Annotated in this window: 21 protein-coding genes; 10 read left to right on the forward strand and 11 right to left on the reverse strand. The window is 41.6% G+C overall.

Annotated elements, in window-relative coordinates:
- The first annotated feature begins 51 nt into the window (after positions 1–51).
- From EGC86_RS17900 to EGC86_RS17910, 3 genes are all read left to right on the forward strand, one after another.
- A complete protein-coding gene (locus EGC86_RS17900; RefSeq protein ID WP_102035997.1) occupies positions 52–369 on the forward strand; it encodes a hypothetical protein in 318 nt (105 codons plus the stop codon).
- 401 nt (positions 370–770) lie between these two features.
- The gene (locus tag EGC86_RS17905; RefSeq protein ID WP_123778445.1) at positions 771–1,109 is read left to right on the forward strand and encodes a hypothetical protein; all 339 of its coding nucleotides are present in this window, start codon (positions 771–773) and stop codon (positions 1,107–1,109) included.
- A gap of 346 nt (positions 1,110–1,455) precedes the next feature.
- Complete coding sequence (locus EGC86_RS17910; RefSeq protein WP_123778446.1) at positions 1,456–2,094, forward strand: SDR family oxidoreductase; 639 nt, start codon at positions 1,456–1,458, stop codon at positions 2,092–2,094.
- A 758-nt stretch (positions 2,095–2,852) separates the two neighbouring features.
- Here the strand turns inward: EGC86_RS17910 and EGC86_RS17915 are convergent.
- The 9 genes from EGC86_RS17915 to EGC86_RS17955 form a co-directional block, all read right to left on the reverse strand.
- Positions 2,853–3,227 carry a hypothetical protein gene (locus EGC86_RS17915; RefSeq protein ID WP_123778447.1) on the reverse strand — a complete coding sequence of 125 codons (375 nt, stop codon included), beginning with the start codon at positions 3,225–3,227 and terminating at the stop codon, positions 2,853–2,855.
- A gap of 83 nt (positions 3,228–3,310) precedes the next feature.
- The gene (locus EGC86_RS17920) at positions 3,311–3,577 is read right to left on the reverse strand and encodes a hypothetical protein (protein WP_123778448.1); all 267 of its coding nucleotides are present in this window, start codon (positions 3,575–3,577) and stop codon (positions 3,311–3,313) included.
- 409 nt (positions 3,578–3,986) lie between these two features.
- Positions 3,987–4,376: a hypothetical protein gene (locus EGC86_RS17925; protein ID WP_123778449.1), complete on the reverse strand. Its 390-nt coding sequence runs from the start codon at positions 4,374–4,376 to the stop codon at positions 3,987–3,989.
- Between the two features lie 106 nt (positions 4,377–4,482).
- Positions 4,483–4,881 carry a hypothetical protein gene (locus tag EGC86_RS17930; protein WP_123778450.1) on the reverse strand — a complete coding sequence of 133 codons (399 nt, stop codon included), beginning with the start codon at positions 4,879–4,881 and terminating at the stop codon, positions 4,483–4,485.
- A gap of 106 nt (positions 4,882–4,987) precedes the next feature.
- Positions 4,988–5,242 (reverse strand): hypothetical protein, encoded by a 255-nt coding sequence (locus EGC86_RS17935; RefSeq protein ID WP_123778451.1) that lies wholly within the window; start codon positions 5,240–5,242, stop codon positions 4,988–4,990.
- Between the two features lie 970 nt (positions 5,243–6,212).
- Positions 6,213–6,704 (reverse strand): signal peptidase II, encoded by a 492-nt coding sequence (gene lspA, locus EGC86_RS17940; RefSeq protein WP_123778452.1) that lies wholly within the window; start codon positions 6,702–6,704, stop codon positions 6,213–6,215.
- 463 nt (positions 6,705–7,167) lie between these two features.
- Complete coding sequence (locus EGC86_RS17945) at positions 7,168–9,024, reverse strand: SLC13 family permease (RefSeq protein ID WP_123778453.1); 1,857 nt, start codon at positions 9,022–9,024, stop codon at positions 7,168–7,170.
- A 232-nt stretch (positions 9,025–9,256) separates the two neighbouring features.
- Positions 9,257–10,765: a DUF4145 domain-containing protein gene (locus tag EGC86_RS17950; protein ID WP_123778454.1), complete on the reverse strand. Its 1,509-nt coding sequence runs from the start codon at positions 10,763–10,765 to the stop codon at positions 9,257–9,259.
- 32 nt (positions 10,766–10,797) lie between these two features.
- Positions 10,798–11,520 carry a hypothetical protein gene (locus EGC86_RS17955; protein ID WP_011635778.1) on the reverse strand — a complete coding sequence of 241 codons (723 nt, stop codon included), beginning with the start codon at positions 11,518–11,520 and terminating at the stop codon, positions 10,798–10,800.
- A gap of 170 nt (positions 11,521–11,690) precedes the next feature.
- Between EGC86_RS17955 and EGC86_RS17960 the strand changes: the two genes are divergently transcribed.
- The gene (locus EGC86_RS17960; protein ID WP_123778455.1) at positions 11,691–12,254 is read left to right on the forward strand and encodes a DUF2780 domain-containing protein; all 564 of its coding nucleotides are present in this window, start codon (positions 11,691–11,693) and stop codon (positions 12,252–12,254) included.
- A gap of 129 nt (positions 12,255–12,383) precedes the next feature.
- Complete coding sequence (locus tag EGC86_RS17965) at positions 12,384–12,833, forward strand: tellurite resistance TerB family protein (RefSeq protein WP_059745852.1); 450 nt, start codon at positions 12,384–12,386, stop codon at positions 12,831–12,833.
- A gap of 11 nt (positions 12,834–12,844) precedes the next feature.
- Here the strand turns inward: EGC86_RS17965 and yjeH are convergent, their stop codons facing one another.
- The gene (gene yjeH / locus EGC86_RS17970) at positions 12,845–14,128 is read right to left on the reverse strand and encodes an L-methionine/branched-chain amino acid transporter (protein ID WP_011635775.1); all 1,284 of its coding nucleotides are present in this window, start codon (positions 14,126–14,128) and stop codon (positions 12,845–12,847) included.
- Positions 14,129–14,301: 173 nt separating this feature from the next.
- Between yjeH and EGC86_RS17975 the strand changes: the two genes are divergently transcribed.
- Positions 14,302–14,730, forward strand: coding sequence for an Lrp/AsnC family transcriptional regulator (locus EGC86_RS17975; protein ID WP_041413293.1), 429 nt, complete (start codon positions 14,302–14,304; stop codon positions 14,728–14,730).
- Positions 14,731–14,778: 48 nt separating this feature from the next.
- On the opposite strand, the gene EGC86_RS17980 is transcribed toward EGC86_RS17975, so the two are convergent.
- The gene (locus EGC86_RS17980) at positions 14,779–15,612 is read right to left on the reverse strand and encodes an HDOD domain-containing protein (RefSeq protein ID WP_011635773.1); all 834 of its coding nucleotides are present in this window, start codon (positions 15,610–15,612) and stop codon (positions 14,779–14,781) included.
- A gap of 220 nt (positions 15,613–15,832) precedes the next feature.
- Between EGC86_RS17980 and menD the strand changes: the two genes are divergently transcribed.
- From menD to menE, 4 genes are read left to right on the forward strand one after another with little or no spacing between them, the layout of a single operon-like run.
- Positions 15,833–17,572 (forward strand): 2-succinyl-5-enolpyruvyl-6-hydroxy-3-cyclohexene-1-carboxylic-acid synthase, encoded by a 1,740-nt coding sequence (gene menD / locus EGC86_RS17985; protein WP_123778456.1) that lies wholly within the window; start codon positions 15,833–15,835, stop codon positions 17,570–17,572.
- A complete protein-coding gene (gene menH, locus EGC86_RS17990) occupies positions 17,572–18,384 on the forward strand; it encodes a 2-succinyl-6-hydroxy-2,4-cyclohexadiene-1-carboxylate synthase (RefSeq protein ID WP_123778457.1) in 813 nt (270 codons plus the stop codon). The genes menD and menH overlap by 1 nt, the downstream gene beginning before the upstream one ends.
- Before the next feature lie 2 nt (positions 18,385–18,386).
- Complete coding sequence (gene menC, locus EGC86_RS17995) at positions 18,387–19,481, forward strand: o-succinylbenzoate synthase (protein WP_123778458.1); 1,095 nt, start codon at positions 18,387–18,389, stop codon at positions 19,479–19,481.
- On the forward strand, positions 19,481–21,016 hold the full coding sequence (gene menE, locus EGC86_RS18000) for an o-succinylbenzoate--CoA ligase (protein WP_123778459.1): 1,536 nt from the start codon (positions 19,481–19,483) through the stop codon (positions 21,014–21,016). Before menC ends, menE begins: the two co-directional genes overlap by 1 nt.
- The last annotated feature ends 120 nt before the right edge of the window (positions 21,017–21,136 follow it).

Genomic DNA, 21,136 nt, shown 5'->3' on the forward strand with positions numbered 1-21,136 from the left:
CAAACCAACCTGATGGACTATGTCATAGAGTAAACCCTCGGAGATCAGAGGATGTTCAGTTCAATTTACACTCACAAAATAATTCAACGTCTGCAAAAAATGCGACCATTGGCTGCATTAACAACGGTTGTCACCGTCTTGATCGGCGGCTTGCTATTATTACCGTTAATATTACTGTTTGTGTTTGTAGGTTTCATCGGTATGACACTGTTAAGCCGCCAATACATGCGCCAGCATCATGCTGCATCATCACCTCTTTCAACAGCTAATCCTAAGGATAATATTTATCATCAACATCCAAATATTGAACGAGAAAACTCGAATCAGCAATCTTGTTTAAGTCATGCCAAATCTGCAGAACTATCATAGCTAAAGCAGGGCTACCATAACTAAAGTTGAAAAATAACAGGTTAGTATTGACTCACCTATTGGCCATCATAACAGCCGTTAAAACATGACCGCGAAAGTAACTAATCACTAAAAGTATTTTATACACAGTATTCCTACACCTAGTGTCGATTTACTCTTTTGTATTATCCGTGTGATGAATAAACTTCATTCGGGCTCACAAATGCAATGTATTACATACAACTCAAATCCAAACTGATTTAACTCAATAGACTTTCGCTCTCAAACTTAAAACATTAACTAGGTTTAACGTGACATATTATGTCCAAACGTTGCAAGCTGTACATTAAGTCATCGTTACTGATTTATAGATAACGTTTTTTAGACACCTATTTTCAGACTAAGCGCATTCAGGAGCCATTATGAAATTTAATCAATCATTCCACACTGCCAATTTGAAAAGTCGATTCTCGGCTATGAATCCAATTTTGGCATTACTGATGTTTTTTAGCATCGCATTCACCACGATTGTGCTATTGCCCTTTATATTGTTATTGGGCTTTTTAAGCTTTATTACTTTGCAGCTATTAGGTAAAAAAATATTGCAGAGAAACCAGTCGCAAGCTCAACAAGGTGATATCTACCAAGACAGCGCTGATGTTCAGCGCGAACAAGCAGCGCCTTACGCAGATATGTTTAGCCGACCTAAATCGAATCAAACTGAACACACTGGTCGCACATTTGAGCATCAGGCAGATTAACTAATCGTTAGATGCGTTTAGTGACAACCTTACCGATTCTAGCCATTTGTCCAAATTGGTATTGGCTATGTTTATCTTAAGATTACCGTCATTAGTCGTCATTCCTGCAAGCTATTAACGATATCTAAGCCGGTAAAACCTTAAATATTCGCCAAAAATATCGGCTGGCTATGTTTATTATTTATGTAAAACATAAAGAGCGGCTAAACACTAGTCACCTCTTAGGCATTGAATCGCGCAGATCAAACCCCAATGTCATTAGAAGGCGGGCAAATAGAGTAGCAAACGATGCTGCCACATTTGCCAGTAATATAAGCCAAAAATTCGATACTGAGGAGAAGATAAAATGAACAAGATACTCATTTTAGGCGCAAGCGGACAGATCGGTAACATGGCGACAAAGCAGCTATTAGCAGATGGCCAATCAGTCATAGCATTAGTGCGAGATAAAAATAAATTGGCTGATATCGCCAGCGATAAGAAGCTAGACATAGTTGAAGCGGATTTAGAACAGGACTTTAGCCAAGCATTTAACGATTGCGATCAGGTCATTTTCAGCGCTGGATCAGGTGGCAAAACAGGTGCAGACAAAACCATGCTCATTGATTTATGGGCAGCCTGTAAAGCCATTGATTACGCAAAAGCGGCTAATGTGTCACATTTCATTATGGTTAGCTCTATCGGCGCTGACGATCCCGACCAAGGCTCAGAACAAATGAAGCCTTACTTAGTTGCCAAACACATGGCCGACGAATACTTGATCAGCAGTGGGCTTAACTACACTATATTTAGACCGGGTTCATTAACCGATGATCGTGCCACAGGTAAAGTCCAAACCCAACGGCCGAGCAGCAAAGAAAAAATGACCATTCACAGAGAAGATGTTGCTCGCGCACTGACTTACGCTGTAGGAAAGCCACAGCTAGGCGGCAAAGTCTTTGAATTATTTAATGGCAGTAAATCCCTCACTGATGTCCTAAATTAATCCATTCAGTAGGCATTCGCCTAACAACGCCATAAACACTTAAACAACATTAATGCCAGCACAACGCTGGCCGTTTTTTAGTATTTTTTTCATAGCCTTAGATAAAACAAATCAGCTATATTCCGTGGTTAGGTGCACCACTATTTAGCCCTGAACTTTAAGCCTGAAATGACATTTTTAACCATCGCACACTGCTAGATTACCGAACTGACTGGCGATTATCTAGGTGTGGAAGAGTGACCATTGTGCAAATGATAAAAGCTAATACGCTTGCTGATTTTTGGACAAAAGTGTATTTAAGATATGGCCTGCGGCCACTAACGTCGTGGCGCTTCACCCACACCAGACCAAGAGGAAACCAACGGCAGTTCCCTCTTGGAACTCCCAGCCGCCCCGCAACATTTTCTGAACAGCGAAAAAATTGCCATGGGGATTGATCCAGCTTTTGACTTCGTCTGTAACCGTCTTGTAATAAAGAATGAAAATGCTAACGCTTCCGATGGTACATCCTGTACCGCGGAAGCTAGCTCGCCATCCTTGGCTAGCTCACGTCATTTTCTTCAACGGCCTCAAGTTCAGAGGTGAATTTATCCATTATCAAGCTAAGGCTAGCTCGTTTTTGGACATTTCCGAGTTAGAACATTAATTCTAATTCGTGAGTTTCAGGTTAAAATCCCTATGGGTAACGCCCGCATTTGCGGCGACTGAAGTGAAGCGTAAGGAGTCCGGCCGCGATAGCGGCGAACAACATGCGCTTGTTAGTGCTTTGTTGAATAGTATTGATAGATACCTCCGCCTAATAACGAAAAAACTGCTAAAGCTGCTGGAACTTTCATTGCTGCTAGGCCCCAAGTGGAAAAATCTATACCAGGGCCTAGAAAAATCAAATACACAGTAAGGAGGATGTATGTGGTGATGGCGAAAAACCCGGCAAACCACCATTTTTTTACATTAGAAATTTTAACGCAGATGTAGCCCGCTATCACGATTAAAAGCGGCTGTACTATATTTGCCAAATAGCTATCAATAGCTGATTTTTCCTCACTCCAATAGTGCAGCGAAATAAGGACATGAGCCAATGCGAGCACGCCAAAGAATAGAGTGGATATAAATACTGCAATTATGTTTTTCATATAGTATTGAGCACTAACGCTTTGCATATGGGGATTTTAGGAGCGCTTTACCAGCGAGTAAAATTCCCACCATGATGCACTTGTTATATAGCATTTCTCAACGCCTTGAGTATTCCATTGTATATATCAAGAGACTCACCGACGAGTAAGTTGTCTGCCGCCTCTAACTTTACAACCATTTCAGCGGCAGCGTGGCCTTCAAGAATTTCCGAATCATCAAAATATACTTTTTCGAAATCTTCTTCTGGGTCTCTACTCATTAAAAGGGTAAAACCTGAATCTTCAGTTTCAATAATTGCTAAGTCTGGGCCTAAATCCGAAGTTTCTGTGTCACAGGATACTATTTTCACTACTGCTCCTTGCCATATAACGTTTTAGTATTTGTGCGTTGCGCTGTTTGCATGGCACAAACCGCTTGTTGGACTTGGCCGTTGCCGAGTCCAGGTTAATTGGTACGCTTATGCTATAGGAATTTGCTTTTTTTGATGCTGGCTCTGAGCTGTAGAGCAGTTTTGAACGGGTAATATGGCTTGGTTTGTACGTATTTCATTGAAATTCCCTTGTCATTATGGTGTTCCATCACATCTTTTTTAAATCTAACTGATTCGATGAGGTTAATACACTCGATTGAGTCAGCATTTGGCTCCGCGCAGCGGCTTAGTTCAACGCCCTGTTAACGGGCTAAAATTAGTTGGCTAAAATGTTGAGGAACGAAAACAGCCAACTGATTTTTGTCCTGTTAAACAGCTTGTTAGGTGATTATTCTAATTTATTTTTAACCGACAAACCATTTTCTTTAGACACAATAATATACTTATGTTTTGCTATGCCAGAAGTGAACCCCATAAATAATTTAATATAAACAGTTTCACCTCCTAAGCTTGGGTAACCCGCTTCACCAGATATTTGAATGCCATTAATTAAAAGGCCATCAAGCTTAGCTAGCTGTCCTTTACTTAATTGATGAGTATTACCAAATGCTGTTACGATTAACAAATTGATTAAATTATCACTACTCTCTCCTTTAACAGAAACAGCAGCGGTACTTATTGAAAACGTTTGAAACACTTCAGCACCTTCTTGTGATGCGAAAACCAGATTAGTAAAAGCTATTGCTAATAATGTGCAAATTACTCGACGGATACTCATAATCACCTAACGCCCACTTAAGCGGACAAAAATTGTTTGTTATAACGTGAATCGAAGCGGAACCTAACTAACTGTTTTTGTTCCGTTTGAAGTGCTTGTTAGTACTCTACTCGCCATCGCTAATATCGTAACATGAAAAACAAAACTCTAGTTTAAGAGCTGCAATTGCCGTGATCTCGGATTTTGTGAGAGTTAAGTTGCACTGGTCTTTATAGAAATAACCAATGTAAATATGTGGTTCATCCGATCCAAGTTTGCGGAGAACATCAATTTTTCCACTTAACGCCTCAGTTAACCATAAAATACGGTTATGCATATTTATATCTTTCGATACTTTAAGCGTACCCGAACCATATGGTACAGGTTTACCTTTATACTTTCCTCGAACCCCAATATCACCAAATTCAATTTTATCGGAAAAAATAAGGCCTGTGATATTCTCTCCTTTTGTCGGGGAAAATTTATCACCAGAAAAATTAATACTTACAGATATATCGTCAATCATAATTAGAGTACTAACGCCCCATTCAGGGGCTGATAATAGCTTGCTAAAATGTGCAGCGAAGCGGAACCGAGCAAGCTGTTAGCAGTCCCATTACTGTAATGGCTTGTTATGTGGCTGAACTACGAGAACCTACAATAGCAAACCAGAATAAGCCAATGCCTACAAGTACAACACCTAAAGCTGAACGCTCTTCTTGAATGCTACTAACGTAAATAAATGGTAATGCAGCCATAGCAATTGAGACTAATACATATAGACCTCTTCGCTTGCTATTTGAATAATAAATACGTTTTCGCCACTTATTTAATAAAAGTGTACCAATGGGCAAATACGCCAACATAAAGATTTCAAAAATGCCCATCTCTCCTAGACACATAACAGCGTATTAGCGAGAATTCCGATAAACATCCTGAGAAGCTCACCAAAACTCAACATCCATACTACTTTAATTATTAATAATTTTAGTAACTTATCAGCTTAAATAACCCAAATCAATCACCTTTTAGTCTAGGCAAAAGCGAGAATTTAGATAATCGAGAATAATACAAACTCGTTATGCAGAGCAGATATATTAATAAAAATCAGCTAATTCAGTCAGATATAATTATCCTTTAGGTAAAACCAAGAATTTTCGCAATTACATAACGAGAAACAACACTGTTGTTTTAACACAAATGAATTATAACTGTGTAAAAACACAGTGTGCTGTCGCAAAGATTTTATGATGTTAATCGTAGATAAATTTATATCAAAATGGTGCTTTCATAAATTAGCGATAACTATGTTCGAGCAAAGTTTAAATTGGATGTTCTCTAACAAGGAACGGGGCATAAACGTGTCAGATATACTGACTTTAAAAGGGACAAATTCAACTCTGAACTTGAGGCCGTTGAAGAAAATAGCGTGAGTCCTGACATGGATGTCAGGCTAGCTTTCGAGGTACAGGATGTACCATCGAAAGAGTTAGCATTTTCGAATAAGGACGAAGCAGCATACAAATGAAGTTAAATGCTGGATCAATCCCCATGGCGACCTTTTCGCTGTTTGAAAATGTTGCGGGGCGGCTGGGTGATCCAAGAGGGAATAGCCGTTGATTTCCTCTTGGTCTGGTGTGGGTGAAGCGCCACGACGTTAGTGGCCGCAGGCCATAGTCTAAACACATAGTGGGGCAGAAATCAGTTAGTTCTACTGACTTTAAAAGGACCGATTCAACTCTGAAATTGAGGCCGTTGAAGACTCTTTACAACAGAATGTGTGAGCCTGATAGGTCTTCCTCGAACATATCCATGTAGGCTTAACCAAAACCAAATGAATGACCGGTTAGTCGACTTTTACACCGTAGGTTTATGCTTACTTTGAGCAAATATAAGCAGAAAGACACCAAACATTATTGCTATGTCTGCGACATTAAAAATGCCTGTTCGAATCGAGCCTATACCGATATTTAGAAAATCGATAACGGCCCCATTATTGACGACACGGTCGTAGAAATTGCTCATACCACCAGAAAACACTAACGATAATGCAATTAAAGGGACAAGGTGCTGTTTGGCATAAGAAATTAAATAAACCAGTAAAGCCAATAAAAATGTACCGACCAAAACAACAAAAAACCAAAACCTAGCTTGTTCAGATAGATTATTACCTAATCCTAGAAATGCACCAATATTTTCTGTGTAACCCACTCTAAGATAGTCATTAAGGTAGCTCGTCATTTGAAATTTAGGAAGATGTTCTGCCGCTAATAACTTCGTACCTTGATCACAACCTACGCATGACAGCGTCACTAAAAAAATAACCAATAATCTTTTCCAAACGTCCATATTTACTTTACACCTTTTCTGGCTACTTACGTTTTAGTATTTGTGCATTGAATTGTTTATAAAGCACAAATCTCTTGTTAGACCTAAACGATTGCTAGCTTAGGTTAATTAGTTTGATTTGCTAATAGGAATTTAATTGTTGATGTGGACTCTGGGTTACCGAGTAAATTTGCAGTAACTGATACTGAGTTGTCAGTAAGTTTCTTATTAAAATCCATCGTTATCATTGTGCTCCATCACATCGGTCTAACGCTAGCGGATACAATGAGCATAATACACTCAACTACATTCTCATATTGCTCTGCGTTGCTACTTAATTCAACAACTAATTGAACGGTTCACTCAATAAAGTCGACCATTTAAGTTATTGGTCAATATGCATCATCGCCTGATATCTTATTGATATAAAATTATTTATGTACAATGAATCATAGATTGATAAATAATTACGCCACTTCAAAGATTACCAGCTAAGCGAATACATGACTGGCAGTAATAGCGATAAACTCAGCCAAACGATAATCGTTAGTGGAACGCCCACTCGGACAAAATCGGTAAATTTATAGCCGCCCGCATGCATTACCAGCAGGTTAGTCTTATAAGCCATAGGGGTGGCATAACTCATATTTGCACCAAATAGCACCGCAATAACAAAAGGTTCAGGGTTAACCTGCAGTTGCTGCGCAATGCTGATAGCAATAGGTGTGCCTATGACTGCCGCAGCATTATTGGACACAATATTGGTCATAATGGCCATTAGCAACATCAGTCCAGATACAATAACCGCCGGAGAAGCCCCTGCGGTTAACGCGACAAAGACTTGTGCTAAATACTCCGCACCACCGGTTTTTAATAATGCCGCTCCCATAGCCAAACTCGCCGCCACAATCAAAATGACCTGAGTGCTTAGCGCCATAGAAGCATGGCGCCAGGTTAAGCAGCGTGTGACCAGCATAAGCAGCACACCCCCTACGGCACTTATCGCAATGGGAACATCCCCAAATGCAGACACAAGAATAATTGCCGCCATAATCAGTAAAGCCGTTACCGCTTTATCCGTGTACGGAAGATCTGCGGTGGCATCGAGCACTAATAGCTCACCAGCACGTTTAATTTCGCCAATGGTATCTTGACCTCCCTGCACTAAAAGAACATCACCAATGCGCAAACGGGCCTGTGCTATTTTTTCACGCAGCGTCTCTACTGAGTTTCCCTCTCGATGTATTGCCAGCACCATTAATTGATAACGATCATAAAAGTTAAGTTGCCTCAAGGTCATACCAAGCAAAGGTGAACCTTGCATGACGACTATTTCGGCAATCTGCTGCCCCTCACCGGATAATGGATGTTCTTCATCAACAGGCGTATCTCCGACATAGAGCATGGCATCCAGAGCGCTTTCCAGTTCCTTCAAATTTTCCGGAGTGTCATTCACCATCAACCGATCCCCAGCCTGAATTTGCGCATCGGGCAACGGTACAACATAGGTTCCAGTGCCACGCATAATGCGTGATACTTCCAGCAAACCTGAGCTCTTTTCAATCAGTTCGGTTAATGTCTTACCGACTGCAAAACCGTCTTCCAATATAACCAGTTGGGCAGTAAATATTCTTGGGGAGGTATCGCTGAGTATGGCCTTACGAGTAGGCAGTAAGCGTGGCGCAATCAACCATAAATAAACAATAGCAATAGCGGCAACGATTGCTGCCGGTACAAAAAAATCAAACATCTGCAGTCTTCTTAAGCCCATATCTGCAGCAACTGAAACAACTAACAAATTAGTCGAGGTGCCAATACTGGTACTCATGCCTCCCACCAGGGTGGCAAATCCCATTGGCATTAACATCCCCGAAGCTGGCTCTCCGGTTCGCAGCGATACACTGATTAGAATAGGAAGCAGCAGTACGACTATCGGCACATTATTAACAAATGCACTCAGAAAAGCGCCAACCAGCAAGGTCAGCAACATACTCAATGCTGGGCTAACAAGCCATAAGCGCGCCAGAATTCGGCCAAGAGGTACTAGCGCTCCGGTGCGCACTAAACCATTTCCGGCAATCATTAAGGCACACACAGCCACCAGCGCTTCATGGCCAAAACCACTGAAAAACTGCAACGCCTCAAGATGTTGCCCCTGCGAATTAACGTAAGGAAAAACTGTAAAACCGATGCTCAGCATTGCCAGAATAAACAGACTCGAGGTCTCAATGGCAATAGATTCTCTGGTAAATAGAAACAGGGCAAGCAACACAAGCAATAACACAGCCAGTGCATGCGCATCAGGAAGCGGTGGCAAAGTCGTTATATTAATTGCTGTCACCTGTCGTTAACCTTTTCTATTGGTATGAGCATGGTAAGGCTAGGCTTGCTGTGAAGTTTTTCCACAAAGCGCTTCAAAGCAGGTTGAGATATGTTGAATATATATCAGTTAAATATTAGGCATTGTTTCTAACTAAAGCGAATTGAAGGGACGCGCTACACACTTATCTAGCGTGAGTCATCACTGAGTAACAACCCCAGCTTAAACACAACCATAACAAAGCAAATGTCATTTACGCGAGTAAGCACTTTGCCTGCTGCAAGGTAGCTAACTCATCTTCCGTTGGATTAAGCGCAATCACACTGTCAATTTGCATCAGTAACGACTGCCAAAGCGGCTCGATGACCTGGCGCTGAATCTCGTTGGCGTGCAAATTAGCTTGTTGTAGTAAATATGCTGCTTGTACCACATCGATACGGCCTAAAATTCCGTCGGCTAAGGCGACACTCAGTTCAATCATCGCGGTGACATTACGGCCGTATTTAATCACTTCATGCAAATAGTGTTCAGCAATATTAAGTTGCTCTTGGCTAGCGTCATCATCGTGCAAGATATCACTGCAGCAACGTAACATCGCATCCAACTGGCCTTGTTCTGCGGCTTCTTGCATCCATTGTTGGCTCGTAGCGATATCAACTTGGCATCCTTCACCTTGTTCAAGCATCAGTGCCAAATGATATTGTGCATGCGGGTAACCGGTTTGCGCTGCTTTATTTACCCATAAGTAAGCTTGTTCAAATTGTTGGTTTTGATAAAACAGCACCCCAAGGTTTGACATTGCTTCAGCATCTTCTGCATTAGCGGCTAATGTCAGCAATGTTTCGGCTTGATTAATATCCACTTCAAATTGATCACTGCCCACCAGATAAAAGAAACCTAACAAGGCCTGCGCATTAACAATACCTTGTGCTGCAGCTTGCGCAATAAACGCCTCGCCCGTCGCAGGATTTTCCGCACCACTATAGCCGTGCAATAAGCTCACACCATGCTCAAACAATGCCGCTTGATGATGAGCTGATGCAATATGAAACCAATGTGCTGCTTGGGCAAATACATCCGCTGACGTTTGTTCAACCGTGGTTGATATTAGGCTTGGAGTGTTTGATTCAGCTGAATTTGAACTTGAGGATGTTGAGCTTGATGATGCTGAACTTGAATTTGAACTTGCTAAGAGTGAATCGTCAGTGGTTTGTGCCAACGCGCGCTCTTGCTCTTGTAGCATTAATCCTTTGGCTTTAAGTGACATCCCCACTAAATACTGTGCTTCAGGATCATTTTTCATCACTGCGCGATAACATAAATCGCGGCCAGCAAATGAATCAAATGCTTCAAATTGATAATGCGGAGCAACACCTGGATGCAGAGAGGGATATAGCTTTTCAATTACCTGCAGAATTTGATGGATCGACTTTTCCGCGATGTTAACAAGCTGAGTTTGAGTTAAATGATATTTTTCAGGATGTGCGCCGCGATTACCATCACTGCGTAATCGGTGTAACGCCCGCACTGCGGCAACATCAATAACACGTCGCTGATTCAGCTGCTCGATACGATCATATAAGTTTGCTGAGGTAAACGTTACTCCATGCTGCACCGCTAATTGAGCGGCGAGTTTATGGGTAAAGCTTCGAATGTAGACTAACGCTTGGGTAGGAATATCGCGTACATAACTTTTAGCTAAACGATAATCGTCGCTTAACTCAGTAGAGAAACCATTAATAAACTCAATATCATTTAACAATGGTTTCTCCTTTTAGCGAGTTGATTGAATATTTATCCCTCTGCTTTATCTGCATCCGGTGTTTTACGATTAACCATATACAATCTAAATAACGCAATATTAACAAACAAACCTAAGAACGAAAATGTAGCTTCTACCACCAGTTGTAGTGGAAAACCAACTTGCATCGCGACTTGTGAAAACATGCCAGCTAAAAGAGACAATGGCACGTACAGCAATAATACCGCAATGGTTTTAATTGTTATTGGGCCACTGAATTTAAAGCTACTCTTAATTGCTTCTAAAGGTGTTAAACGTTCAACCACCACCATAAAGTTCACATAGGCTAGGCGAGAAAACAAGTACAAGCTCACGATTAAGCCAATCAACCATAGTGGGCCAAACGCAGCAAAGATCATCACTGGCGCTAAAATAGCTAAACCAGAAAATACTCCAGCCAGTAATAATGGCGGTACAAACGGTAAACTAGCCTTTAATATTTGTGCCGGCGCAAGATCGTGACCTTGGGAGCGCAGCTCTAAATATAAGGTTAATGCGGCAATTAAAAATGAAAAAACCAACAATAGCACCATCATTGCTGCAGCATGAACAGCACCGAATTGAGGGTTTTCAGCATCTGCCTGCAACATTTCATTACCTAGCCAAAGTTGAATAGCGACTTGGATTAACAGTAATGGCAGAGTCAGTACGGCAAGCTGACGGATGTGGTTTCGAAAAAAGTTAAATGCTTCAGTCAAAATTGCAAACAATGACATGTGGGTTCCAGTAATCTATTAACAACAAATATTGCGCTTAGGATACCCAAAAAAAATGCATTTTGCACAAGTCTAATGAGCAAAAATCGCGATCATCTGTCGCATTTATGTAAATCAGGGTAAAATGATGCCTAAGTTTAGACATTGAGCCACATTAAAGGACACTCATTATGAAATTAGCATCCGCATTACCGGTACTGTTTACCGTCTTCGCATTCTCAGCACCAGCATCTGCGGGCTGGTTAGACAACGTGGCCGAAATAACTAAAAAACCAGTAACAGAACAAGCCAAAACCATTGCACAGTCTGAAACAATAGAACAATCGGAAACAACAGAGCAGTCAAGTGCTTTAGTCGGTAACGTTATGTCACAACTGGGGTTATCTCAAACCCAAGCTGAAGGCGGATTAGGCTCGCTACTTAGCTTGGCTCAAACCAATTTAGGTGAAAATGATTTTAGCCAATTAAGCGACAGCATCCCTAATGCAGACGGTCTACTGGCTGCAGTTCCGGCATTATCATCAGACAGTGGTATGTCAGGATTATTATCACAAGCAGGTAATTTAGGTTCTGCGTTACAAGGTAGCGCAATGGTATATGATGCTTTTGAAAAGCTTGGTATCTCAAAAGAATATATTACCCCTATGGTTGATATCGCTAAAAACTATCTCCAACAGAGTGGTGGTGACGGTACAGTTGATTTATTAATGAAAGGCTTAGGTTCAGTCTTATAATCAAACTGTAAGACGGCATATCACCAGCCATAACATCTTGCGTTAACATTATTTAATCCCAAGCCATTCGCTTGGGATTAGCATTTTTGCTAGCATAAAAAATGAATAGTAACATTGGACAGAATAATTATGATCGCCAAACTAAAGCAATTTCTCCAATCTCATACTCAAGAAAGTAGCCCTGAAGATAAACAGCAAAACCTCAACCTTGCTGCGGCAACCCTATTGCAAGAGGTTGTGTACGCCGACGAAAATTTGGCTGCTGCTGAAGCTGCTTTACTGCCTGAAATGCTCATAAACACGTTAGGCATTAACTCAGAAGAAGCGATAACCCTTATAGAAGAGGCAAAACAAAGCCGTAAAAATGCCACATCTCTATTTGAGTTTACCGCCGAAATTAATGCTCAATTTAGTATTGATGATAAACAAAAATTACTACTTTCAATGTGGCAATTAGCTTATTCCGATGGTGAATTGTCGCAATATGAAGACCAAATTATTCGTCGCACAGCTGATTTACTGCACTTAAAGCACAGTGAGCTGATTCAAATGCGCAATATCGCCATGGAAACGCGCTAAATAATAGCCAATTAGCCTTGGCTATTATTGAGTAAATACTTACGCGTTAGGTGGGCTTTTTGCCACCACATAAAAGGGGCGACAACCAACACCAATACAATGGCGTAAATCATATTACTGCCCAGTGCGATGCCCAAACCAACACAAAATAAACAACCTGCAATCACTAATGGTAGATACCGCTTGCTGAGTAACTTAGCCGCAGACAACATCGCTAATAAGTAAATAATCACAAACACGCCATTACTCCAAGCGATTAAGTCTTCTAATTCTTGAGTGCTATAAAAGGTCACGATAATCACCACCGCCATGGCACCCAAAATGGCAAACAAGGCTCTAAACGGCACACCGTGTGGGTTTAATTTATCAAAATAGCGCGGCAAAATGCCCTCTTTACTGAAGCTCCACAATAAACGTGCGGCACTAGCAGCATACACATTCACTGTTGCTAACCCGCTGGCGATGCCCAATACTCCGATGATATACGCGCCATATCCGCCCAAAAAAGTATTCGATAATAAATAATCAAACGCCGATATCATCGCTAAGCCATCACCTTCTGTTGGTACCATTAGCAATAAAAAAGTACAGGCTAAATAAATAACGCCCACTAATACGGTGCCCATCATCATTGCAGGCAACAAATCTTTATCGGGTTGGCGAAAGTCGCTGGCAAGATGTGTCATGGCTTCAATACCCAGAAAACTCCAAAAACCAATACCCATTGCCAACATCACGCCACTAAATTGCGGATGGCTACTGTGTGCAAAGGTTTCTAACTGATCGACGTTTAATCCGCTGGCACCAAATAATATTGCTACTACCGATACAATCAATAAGGTTAATGCAAACTGTAATTTTGCCGACACCTGAATACCTTTAATATTCAGCAGCAATAACACAGCCACAATCAATAACTCTGCAACTAATTGACCTAGCCCAGAAATTGATATCAATGCTTCTAAAAATTGAAAGGTCATTAAAATTGCAGCAGGCGCGCCGATGGGGATCACTAATAAAAAGATCAGCCCGATAGTTCGACCCGCTGTAGCACCAAATGCTTTTTCTATAAAATAAGCAGGACCAGCAGCATGTGGGAATCGACTCGCTAACAAGCCAAATACTAATGCGACCGGGATAATTGCTACCGTTAATAATAACCATGCTAATAGTGAACCAGAGCCCGCTACCTCAATGGTCATTTGCGGTAAAATAAATACCCCTGTGCCTAGCAATGTGGTGGCCATTAAGCCAGCACCTTGCCAGCGTCCTATTGTTGCGGTCATTTGATTCATTATCTTATTCTTGCTGTGATATATTACGATATTATAAGGCCAAACAGTAAAACATTCTGCGGGTTAGTGAGCTCAAGCTGCCTTACTAAACCGACAATATGACGGATTAAAGGCAACTTTCCGTCATAATGACAGAACGTAGCTGTGACACACAATTATCGGGATATAAATCATTGGATAAATTTGATAAAGCGATTATAAACGAATTACGCCACAATGCTCGACAGAGTATTTCGTTTATTGCTGAGCAAGTGAGTTTGTCGCGTAGTGCTGTAACCGAACGAATTAAGAAATTAGAACAAACGGGTGTTATCCGTGGTTATCAGGTTTTACTGAGTGAGTCGCAAAAACAAGGTGTGTCGGCATACTTTGAAATTCAACATCGTTGCGCCCGCTGCGCCGAAGTCATCCATATTTTCACCACCATACCGGAAGTGATAACTTGCCAAGGCATTACTGGCGACATGGACTTATTGGTTTATGTGCATGCAAATTCAATGCAACGATTGCATGAGATCCGTGAATTTATTGATGCTCAAGCTGACATCGTCAAAATTAAAACTCATGTGGTCATGAGCGAATGGATTAACAATCAAGCCTAAAAAAGCTCTGTATAGACAGAGCTTAATGGTTAAGAGTGTTAACTGTAACTAGGCTAATTGCTTACCTATTTCTAGCCCTTTACCTCTTAACTCAAGGAGCTTCTCGCCTAGCCCAGCCATATCCATTTTGATCATACCCGCTTTGTTATTAGTGATGGCTGCCAACCAAGCGGTAAAAGATTCATCATCTCGTTGATCATTCCAATGTGCAAATACCTCGTGCGACAAATAGATAACGGCAGCCAACTTAGAAGCTGGCTTAGCATTAAGCGGTTCACGTTGATATTCGATCCCTTGTACTAGAGCCGGAGTAAATTTCCATGTTTTAGCAAGTAAGGCACCAACAGAGGGTGAGTCAAAACCTAACAAGCTCGTTTCAAGCTTTTGCTTATCAGCCCCTTCAGCGACAGCAGCTCTAATTTGTGCTGAAATCGAAGGCTCAACAAAAGCGATTAGCAAATCACCAATATTGTGTAAAATTGCGCATGTAAAAGCTTCATCTGGTGCGACGCCACAACGTTTGGCTACTTCTTGCGCATACAGGGCGACTTCAAAAGTTTCACCCCAGAATTCGGCTAAATCGATACCTTCTACATCAGGAATAGCACCAATAACCGCAGAAGCAATCACCAACGTTCGCAACGTTTGCATACCTAAACGAATCACAGCTTCGTCAATCGAACCTACTTCACGACTGCGACCAAAATGAGCTGAATTAGCTAATCTCAATACTCTAGCGCTGATAAGGGGATCTTGGGCCACTTTGGCAGAAATGCTCTTAACGGTGGTATTTTCATTATTAACCGCATCTAACAATTCACTAACGGCTTTGGGTAAACGAGGTAACTCATCAACTCTTTTTAATAATGCAGCAGATTCCATATTCCGAAGGTCCTTGTTATTGTTTTTAATACTATAAATAAATCATATTAACAACATTAGCACAACATAAATAAAACAAGAGAGAATAAGGCTGATATTTGATTGTAACCTTAACAGCTTATTTCGCAGGTTTCGGATAAAAATCTGCGCTAAATCTTAGATATAACGCTAACTTGGCGTTACACTAATATTCGTTTATTTATTTGTAATATGAGCCAATATGCAACAACAGACCAGCGCCGATATGAATTTGTTATGGGGTCAATTGATCTTGGAAGAGCTTGCACGCTTAGGGGTTAAGCATGTGTGTATGGCACCAGGTTCTCGCTCAACTCCGCTAACATTGGCCGCTGCTAGTCAAACCCAGCTCACTCGTCATATTCATTTTGACGAGCGTGGTTTAGGGTTTATGGCCCTTGGACTGGCAAAAGCCAGCAATGCGCCAGTCGCCATCATTACCACTTCAGGCACAGCCGTGGCCAATCTTTATCCGGCCATTGTTGAGGCGTGGCTAACCCATGTGCCACTGATTATTCTATCTGGTGACAGACCACCAGAGCTGATTGATTGTGGCGCGAATCAAGCGATTATTCAGCCCGCTATTTTTGCTCAATATGCTAAGCAAGTTAATTTACCAACGCCTGATCTTGGTTATCCGGCTAATGCATTATTGAGTACTATCGATCATGCTTTAGCTAATCAACATCAGCCGGTACACATAAACTGCATGTACCGTGAGCCGCTATACCCTACAGAATTGGTGACATTGGCTCACGTAAAAAAAACCGCGAGCTTTACAACTGCAACCTATCTTGCGCCATTAAACCAATGGTTTGAAAACACTAAACCACTGACACGCTATGCTAGCCTAACGAGTGCTGAGTTACCGACTACAGACACCTTAATGCGCTTTGTTCATGGTAAAGGTGTGATAGTGGTTGGCACCTTAGCTCCTGAAGATAATCCACAGCAAATCGTCGCGTTAGCGCAAAAACTTGGCTGGCCAGTATTGGTTGATGCACAATCACAGTTGCGTCAGCATCCAGGCGTAATCGGCCACGTTGACCAATTATTATTAAACCCGAAAGCCAACAAACAACTCGAACAAGCTGAGCGGATATTAGTCTTTGGTGGTCGTTTCATTTCCAAACGATTACTTCAATATATTGCCCAACAATCCTGGCATAGCTACTGGCATGTCGTTAAACACGGGGATCGTTTAGACCCGACCCATCAGTCTAAAGAGTTTTATCAAGCAAGTGTTCAAGCGGTATGCCAATTACCTTGGCCGCGATCATCACAAGCCAACTGGGCATTACAGTTATTACCGTTAAATGAGTCATTAGAGTCGCTGTTTAAGCAACAAATCGACAATACAACCTTTGGTGAAGCCCAAGTCGTGCGCGCCATAGCATTGGCTCAATCAGATCAACATATACTGTTTATCGGTAATAGTTTACCTATTAGGCTCTACGATATGTATGCGCCAATTGCGACCAACACACCGGCAATTTATACCAACCGAGGGGCATCGGGCATCGATGGATTAATTGCCACAGCTTGTGGCGTAGCCGCAGATAAAAATGCACCTACAACCCTAGTGATGGGCGACCTATCCTGTTTGCATGATTTCAATTCTCTGGCACTGCTAAAACAAATGACTCAACCATTTGTGCTAGTTATTATTAACAATGATGGCGGTAATATTTTTAATTTGTTGCCTGTACCCAATGAAAGCCTACGCAATGACTTTTATCGATTAAGCCACGGTCTAGAGTTTGGCTATGGCGCCGCCATGTTTGGTTTAGCCTATCGGCAAGCAGATGATATTGAGTCGTTTAATCAGGCCTACCAAGAAGCATTTGAGTTTAATTGTGCCTCAGTGATTGAAGTCAATGTCAGCCCAACTCAAGCCAGCGATCAAATAACACAAATCAGTCAATGGGTGAAACAACACTAATGGTAATGATCCGTCGCTTTGGCCAACCACAGTTACCGGCATTATTAATGCTACATGGTTTTTTGGGCAGCAAAGACGACTGGTCTATTTTAATGCCGCGCTTAAGCCAATATTTCCATTGTATTTGCATTGATTTACCGGGCCATGGCGCTAACGAAGACACCTTAGATTCACCAGGGTTACACCAAGCGGCCGAACTTATTGTCAGAAGAATGCATAGCATGGGTTATATGCAGTTTCATTTATTGGGTTACTCACTAGGCGGACGAATAGCGCTGCATATTGCAGATGGTTATGCTGATTCACTCTTGAGCTTAACGCTCGAATCCGCTCATCCAGGCTTGCAAGATGCTCAGCAACAAGCCGCGCGAGCCAAAAGCGATAATATCTGGGCGAAAAAACTACAGCATTTACCCATAGCGGACTTTCTCGCTCTTTGGTATCAACAAGCAGTTTTTAACGACTTGAGCGAAGCTCAAAAACAACAACTCATTGCCATACGCCGTAGCAATGATCCACAACGCCTCGCCAATTGTTACATAACAACGTCTCTTAGTTTGCAGCAAGACTGCCGCACCGTACTTGAGCCGCTAAAGTGTCCATGTCATTTTATGTATGGGGTTGATGACAAAAAGTTTGCTCAGGTGGCTATAGATTGGCAGGCGACACTGGCAGAGTCTGGTTTAGGCACTTTGCAGTTACATCCTTTGCACGCCGCGGGACATAATATTCACAGCCTGCATCCTCAATTGTTTACCGACACCTTACTGGCGTTATTGTGCCTAGATCCGCTAACGGATCCAAAGGAGTAACAATGTCATCAGATAACTTAACGATAATCAGCTGTACTCTGTATCAATATCAAATTGAACTCAATCCTAGTTTACCAGTAGGTATACAACGAATCGATATTCGTAAAGGGCTAGTGCTTGCTACCCAGCTCAATAATCAACAAACGGCTTGGGTTGAAATAGCCCCATTATCAGGCCTCGATATTGATAACCAACCGATAACAGGGTTTAGCCAAGAGTCGCTTGATGAGGTGACATCACAACTGCTGCAAGTATTACCGAATTTTATCGATCAACCCTTAGTGATTTTAGCCAATATTGCCGAGCAGATATCGCTGCCATCATTGGCATTTTCATTAAGCTTATTGCATGCAAAACTAACCGATAAATTACCTGTTCGCATCGAAAACCCACAGACTCAGTTAGCAGTGGTGCCATTACTTTATGATGGAATGTCAGCACACGTTATTACTCAAAAGTTACAGACACTGACCAGCATCAACAGCGTAAAAATTAAAGTCGCTCAAACCAGTATGGCGAGCGAAATTCAATTTATTTATCAAGTGTTGGCAATAGCACCGCATGTAACATTACGCTTAGATGCTAATCGTGGTTTTAGCATTGAACAGGCTATCGACTTTTTAGCTTGTTTACCAAAACACAAAATTGAATACATTGAAGAGCCATGTATTAACCCCAGTGACAATGCCCAAATATACCGGCAATTGGGAATAAAATATGCCTTAGATGAGTCATTGAATTCATCTCAATTTGATCTCGATTTAGCATTACAGCAACCCGGTTTAGGCGCATTTATTATCAAACCCATGTTATTGGGTTCTCTGGAAAAATTGCAAAATATGATTAGCCAAGCTCATCTTGCTGGTGTGCGTTGTATTTTAAGTTCAAGCTTAGAAGCTGACCTCGGTATCAGCGACTTACGCATAGTGAGCCAGGCACTCACGCCAGATGAATCACCAGGCTTAGATACTTTGAGCGCTTTTAGCAAACCCGTGTTGTTAGCAACCTCTGAGTTTTCTCCGCGGCTAAATCATCAAGTGTTGCAATTACTGACTCACATCGGCCAGCCACAAGACTCTGGCGAGGCAGGTATATAATGATGTCACCTTTACATCAAGCAGCATTAAATCATCCAGATGCTATTGCTATTGAAGGTCGCCATGAAGCCATCGATCCAAGCATCACTACTTGCAACAATACATGCACCACTACTCGCGTCAGTTATATTCAGTTAAGTTGTTTAGTTCACTGTGTAGTGCAACAATTACAATCTCAAGGTGTTAAGCATGGCGATATTGTGGCTTGTTTGTCACACAATAATCTTGAAATGATTTACCTATATTGGGCATGCATTGATGCAGGATGGATATTTTTACCTTTGTCACCTCGATTGGCTGATGTGCAAATTAATCAGCTTATCAAACGCTTTGATCTCCAATGGTTATGGACCGATAACGTTAGCAGAAAAACCGCGATTGAGATTGCCAACTGGCTCGATATTGAACTGCCTCAAAAAGTAGATCAACTAATCAGCCAAGCTGTTGAGGTATCACCGCATCAAGCTTCCAATATTATTCTCACATCTGGTTCAAGTGGAACCCCCAAAGCTGCGGTACATTGCTTAACGAACCATTTGAGCAGCGCAAAAGGGGCTGCAACGTTTATTGCTTTAGCACCTTCTGATGCTTGGCTATTATCGTTACCACTGTTTCATATTGGTGGCTTGGCCATTATTCATCGTTGCACTTTGGCTGGAGCCTGCATTGTATTGCGAGATCCCGCATTAACACTGGCCGAACAACTTACAAGTAGCCATATCACCCATGTGTCATTAGTGCCAACCCAAGCGATACAGATACTCCGGCAACATCCCGCAGCGTTTACCAATATAAGTGCATTACTGTTGGGCGGTGGCGTTATAGAGCCCACACTTATTGATGCACTACAACATCTACATATTAACGCTTACACCAGCTATGGTATGACAGAGATGAGCTCGCAAATTACCACCGCTAAAGCCAATTTATTAGGCCATCATGGTTGTCCTTTGCCTTCAAGACAACTGAGGTTGAAAGACGGGGTTATTTGGGTAAAAGGTGAGTGTTTATTTTTAGGCTATTTAACCGACCAGGGGTTAAGCTTGCCATTAGATGATCAAGGCTGGTTTTGTACCCACGACAAAGGACAACTAGATCTAGAGGGGCAACTGAGTATTTTAGGTCGTATGGATAACATGTTTATTTGTGGCGGTGAGAACATTCATCCAGAACAACTTGAAGCGGTGTTATTAACCCATCCTAATGTCGCACAAGCAATTGTATTTGCCATAGACGATATAATTTTCGGTCACTTACCTGCTGCCATTATTGATTATTGTGTCGCAGATAATAATACTAATGCAATTGGACTCGAAACCGTTAATGCCAAAGCTGCTGATTTAAATGGTGTTAATATCGATAACATCAACTTGCAGCTGAGTCAGTTAGTTGAATCAACTTTGGCGCGTTTCAAGCGACCAAGACAATTTTTTGGTTGGCCAAAAGACATCGTCTCCAGTGGCTTAAAAGTGCCAAGAAAAAGCATCATCAACGCAATTCAAACCCAGATAGACGCCACAAAAACAGCCTCATAATGACTGTGCTCAATAACGATTAACCTATGAATTACTTCGGTTCATTTGATTATGCTAAATTCGCTTATTCGAAATTGGCCTACACGAAATTGGCTAGCTCTAAATTGAATGGACGTAAAT

Origin of the sequence: Shewanella frigidimarina, assembly GCF_003797125.1 — a bacterium.
Classification (GTDB): domain Bacteria; phylum Pseudomonadota; class Gammaproteobacteria; order Enterobacterales; family Shewanellaceae; genus Shewanella; species Shewanella frigidimarina.